Below are 4,826 nucleotides of genomic sequence, written 5' to 3' on the forward strand. Positions count from 1 at the left end.
GTTTTCACAGCTTTATTTATCGCCGCTTCTGCTTTAGAATGCGCCTTAGCCATAATTAACTACCCTTATTAGTTGCTTGTGGTGAGCGGCAGACGTGAGGTGCGAACTCACCGTCTGCCGCGCTATCTCAACGCTTAGTGCTGTTAAATCCCATGGCCTGTTCAACCATTGCTTTCTTGACAAAGCTGTCAAGTACCACGATCAACGCTTGTTGATCGGTATCTGGCAACAGGTCCGCTTTTTGCCACAAGGAATGTAATGTGTGGTTGCGGATCTTCACTTCATCCGATATAGCCTTGCGGCCAACCAGTTCATCTATCGTGACCTGGAGCACATCAGCGATCTTAATAACCGTTTCCAGATGGGGCGCACTCGCGCCTTTCTCCCAACGATTATAAGCACGCGGATCAACTCCCAACAGTTCAGCCAGCCGAACCTGACTTAAATTACGTGCCTCACGCAACAAACGAAGACGTTCTGCAAATGCTGACATATCCAACCCTGCACACAATGAATCAATAGGGTTCATTGTACCGTCTCCTTTTTTAGCTGCCTGTTGCAAATCCCATAATGTATAGATAATATAATCTACATATATGTCTATTGACAAGGGTTTAAAAGGAACATTTTTATGGCACGCATCCCGGAAGCAGAATTACAACACCTGAAAGCCGCCGTCTCCTTAGTCGCCGTGGTGGAGCAACAGGGGCGACAGCTCTTTAAACGCGGCAAAGATTACGTGCTGCTGTGCCCGTTCCATCAGGAGAAAACCCCGTCAATGGTGCTCAGCCCGGAAAAGAACCTCTATCACTGCTTCGGCTGCAATGCGGGCGGGTCGGTGCTGGACTGGGTGATGAAAACGGAGGGTTTAAGCCTGCGCCATGCCGTAGAACGCCTGCGCGGGGAACTGGGCGAGAATCCAGCAATGGCCCCGCTGGTCCAGCCGGATGAACCGGCCGTGCTGGCCGAAGACGAAGCCGGAAGGCAGGCGCTGCTTAATCGGGTGGTTGAGTTCTATCACCACACGTTGCTGAACGCCCCCGAAGCGCTGGCTTATCTGGAAAAACGCCGATTAAACCACCCGGAATTAGTCGCCGGTTTTAAACCGGGCTTTGCCAACCGCACCCTGGGTTACCGGCTGCCCGCCAGTAAATACAAGGCCGGTTCCGCTATCCGGGCCCGGTTAATCGCGGCGGGTATCCTGCGGGACAACGGGCATGAGCACTTTAGAGGGTCATTAGTGATACCGGTTATCGACCGGCACGGCCAGATACGCGAAATCTACGGGCGTAAAATCGGTGATGACCTGCGCAAAAACACCCCGAAGCATCTGTATCTGCCCGGCGCACATGGCGGCGTCTGGAATGAACCGGCCATGGTGGCGTCAGCCTCGCTTATCCTGTGTGAATCGTTAATCGATGCGATGTCGTTCTGGGTGGCGGGTTACCGTAATGTCACCGCCGCCTACGGGGTGAACGGGTTTACTCCCGACCACTGGCAGGCACTGAAACAGCATCAGGTCAGACAGGTGCTGATTGCCTTCGATAATGATCACGCCGGGAATGACGCCGCAGTGAAACTGGCCGCCGAACTGACCACCGCCGGCATCACCGTGTTCCGGGTGGTGTTCCCCGAAGGCATGGATGCCAACGGCTATCTGTGTCAGGTCGCCGAGCCGGAACGGGCCTTCGGGTTGCTACTCGACAGTGCCGTGCCGATGCAGGATGCGGCGGAAATACAGGCAACCACCGCCACAGAGCGGGCCGCGCTGGCTGAACACCAGCCGGTTCCGGTGCCAGAAACGGTCAGCACCTTAGCCGCCGGGATAGCTGCGTTGCCGTCAATGCCCAATGTGGTCTGGGAAACCGGCGCTAACGGCGAGATATCCCTCACCCTGGGCACACAACAGTGGGGTATCCGGGGCCTGTCACAGGTGAAAGCCGGGGCGGCAGTGATGAAAGTCAATGTTCAGGTGGTTGATACCGACAGCGGCGTGATGTTCGCCGACAGCGTGGACATGATGAGCGCCCGCAGCCGGAACGGGTATGCGCGACTGGCCGCCACCGAACTGGGGCTGGCCGAAGGTGACCTGCGCCGGGCGCTGGGGCAGGTGTTGCTGGTACTGGAACAGTGTCAACAGGCCGGTGTCAGTGAACAAACCGCAACCCAGCCGGTTCCCGAACTGAGCGAGGACCAGCGGGCCGCGGCGCTGGCACTGCTGCAAGACCCGCAGCTGAGTGAGCGCATCACCGCTGACTTAGCCGCCTGTGGCGTGGTGGGCGAATCCACTAACCTGCTGGCCGGTTACTTAGCCGCCGTCAGTCGCAAGCTGGAACGTCCGCTGGCCGTGCTGATACAAAGCAGTAGCGCAGCCGGGAAAAGTTCACTGATGGATGCCGTCCTCAATCTGATACCGGAAGAGGAACGGCTGCAATACAGCGCCATGACCGGCCAGAGTCTGTTCTATCTGGGGGAAACCAATCTCCAGCATAAAATCTTAGCCATTGCCGAAGAGGAAGGCGTCAGGCAGGCCGCCTATGCGCTTAAGCTGTTGCAAAGCGACGGCGAACTGACCATTGCCAGCACCGGTAAAGATGACGCCAGCGGGAATCTGGTGACCAAACAGTACACGGTGAAAGGGCCGGTGATGCTGATGCTCACCACCACGGCAATAGATGTCGATGAAGAGCTGTTAAACCGCTGTCTGGTGCTGACCGTGAACGAATCGCGGGAACAGACGGAAGCTATCCACGCCTTGCAGCGCCATAAGCAAACCCTCGAAGGCTTACTGGCGGAGAATGAGAAGGTCTATATCACGGAACTGCATCAAAACGCCCAGCGGCTGTTACGCCCGCTGAATGTGGTTAATCCTTATGCTTCACAGTTAACGTTCATGAGCGATAAAACCCGCACCCGGCGCGACCACATGAAATATCTCACGCTGATACAAAGTATCGCCCTGCTGCATCAGCACCAGCGGGCGGTGAAAAAGGCCGAACATCGGGGCAAGACACTGGAGTATATCGAAGTGACCAAAGACGATATTAGCTTAGCAAACCGGCTGGCCCACGAGATATTAGGCCGCACGCTGGATGAGATGCCGCCCCAGACCCGAAAACTGTTGCTGCTGATACAGGAAATGGTGAAAGACACGGCGGCAGCGCAACAACGCCCGGTGAAAGATATCCGCTTTACCCGCCGGGATATCCGCAGTTATACCCACTGGAGTGACAGCCAGCTTAAACTCCACTGTCAGCGCCTGAGTGACATGGAATATCTGCTGACACACGGCGGCAGTCGCGGCCATCTGTTGCAATATGAACTGCTCTGGAATGGCGATAAAGCGGAGGAGGCTCACCTGTGTGGTCTGATTGAACCGGAAAATCAGGATGCCAATAGCGTATATGACTCGTGCAAGTCTGGCTCGGATGAAGGCAAGTTGGGGTCAAGTCTGCCCCAAGTCAGGGCCAAGTCTGGTTCACCAAAACCGGCTGCAAGCCGCAGTGACAAAGGGCTGAACGGTTCGCAAGTCGGGCGAGCCTGAAAAGGACTGTTCCGGCCCCCTAAAAATCAGGCTGTCGTACCGTACTACCCCTTCATCAACGAACCCGAAAGCCGGATAAAGGAAAGTGTGAATATGACTTGTGCAAGTCTGGCTCAGATGAAGGCAAGTCAGGGTCAAGTCTGCCTCAAGTCGGGGTCAAGTCTGGTTCACCCAAACCGGCTGCAAGCCGCAGTAGCAAAAGGCTGAATGGCTCGCAAGTCGGGGCAGTCTGAAAAGGACTATTCCGGCCACTTAAAAATCAAGCCATCGTACCGTAGTGACGTCTCACACACCGATAACAATAACCGCTGTTCCCTACAGGAAATCCCATCATGTCATCACCCGCTAAACGTCAATCTGAACCTATCCAGCTCACTCTGCGTCAGCACCTTGAGGCGTATCTGGATAACCTGCTGTTGCAGGGGTTGAGTCAAAAGAGTCAGGCCGCCAGTCATGAACGGCTGTCACCGTTCGTTAACTGGTGTGAGGAACAGGGCGTTGTATCAGCGGCCCAGGTGACCGGGCCGTTACTGGAAAACTGGCAGCAGTATCTTACCCAATACCGCAAGGCCAACGGTCAACCCTACCCGCCGGACAGTCAGCGCCGACGCCTGCGCGCCTTACGCCTGTGGTTCGACTGGTTGCAGCAACAGCAATCTATCCCAACCAGCCCGGCGGCAACCCTCGCCTCACCGGACAGAAAAAAACGCCCCTCGGTAACGGAAACCCTGAATCAGGCAGAGGCAGCAATCCCTGCCCGCTTCACCACCTTACGCCAGCATCTGGCCGCCTGGCTGGAAGCCGTACAGGGACAGGGGTTAAGTGAACGGACACAGGAAGCCTATGAAGAGCGGCTGTTGCCGTTCATCACCTGGTGTGAAGCACGCGGGGTCATGGCCGCGCCGCAGGTCAGCCTGCCGTTGCTGGAAAGCTATCAGCGCTGGCTAAGAAGCCACCGTAAAGCCGACGGCCAGCCCTACACCCCAGGCAGTCAGCGGGACCGCCTGAGTGTCTTACGTCAGTGGTTCCGCTGGCTGCTGCAACGTCACCATATCCTGTATAACCCGGCGGACAGTCTGGTGTTACCAAAGGAAGAAAAACGGCTGCCGGCCCAGGTGCTCAATGAAGACGAAACCCACACGGTATTAGCGGCGGCAAACATCAGCACGCCAACCGGGTTGAGAAACCGGGCTATCCTTGAAGTGCTGTGGAGTACCGGTATCCGGCGAATGGAAGTGGCGAACCTGCTTTAAGCGAAGTGGACTTCGGGCGCGGGGTGGTG

At 56.4% G+C, this 4,826-nt stretch carries 2 protein-coding genes and 1 pseudogene; 2 read left to right on the forward strand and 1 reads right to left on the reverse strand.

Features of this window, described 5'->3' with window-relative positions; all coding sequences use genetic code 11:
- Positions 1 to 127 precede the first annotated feature (127 nt).
- The gene (locus LGZ99_RS23290; RefSeq protein ID WP_065822423.1) at positions 128 to 529 is read right to left on the reverse strand and encodes a helix-turn-helix domain-containing protein; all 402 of its coding nucleotides are present in this window, start codon (positions 527 to 529) and stop codon (positions 128 to 130) included.
- 102 nt (positions 530 to 631) lie between these two features.
- Between LGZ99_RS23290 and LGZ99_RS23295 the strand changes: the two genes are divergently transcribed.
- Positions 632 to 3,544, forward strand: coding sequence for a CHC2 zinc finger domain-containing protein (locus LGZ99_RS23295; RefSeq protein ID WP_262979728.1), 2,913 nt, complete (start codon positions 632 to 634; stop codon positions 3,542 to 3,544).
- Between the two features lie 332 nt (positions 3,545 to 3,876).
- Positions 3,877 to 4,826 (forward strand): annotated as a pseudogene (locus tag LGZ99_RS24720) (phage integrase N-terminal SAM-like domain-containing protein); the annotation flags it as partial.

Origin of the sequence: Photorhabdus temperata (assembly GCF_025384845.1) — a bacterium.
Lineage (GTDB): Bacteria > Pseudomonadota > Gammaproteobacteria > Enterobacterales > Enterobacteriaceae > Photorhabdus > Photorhabdus temperata.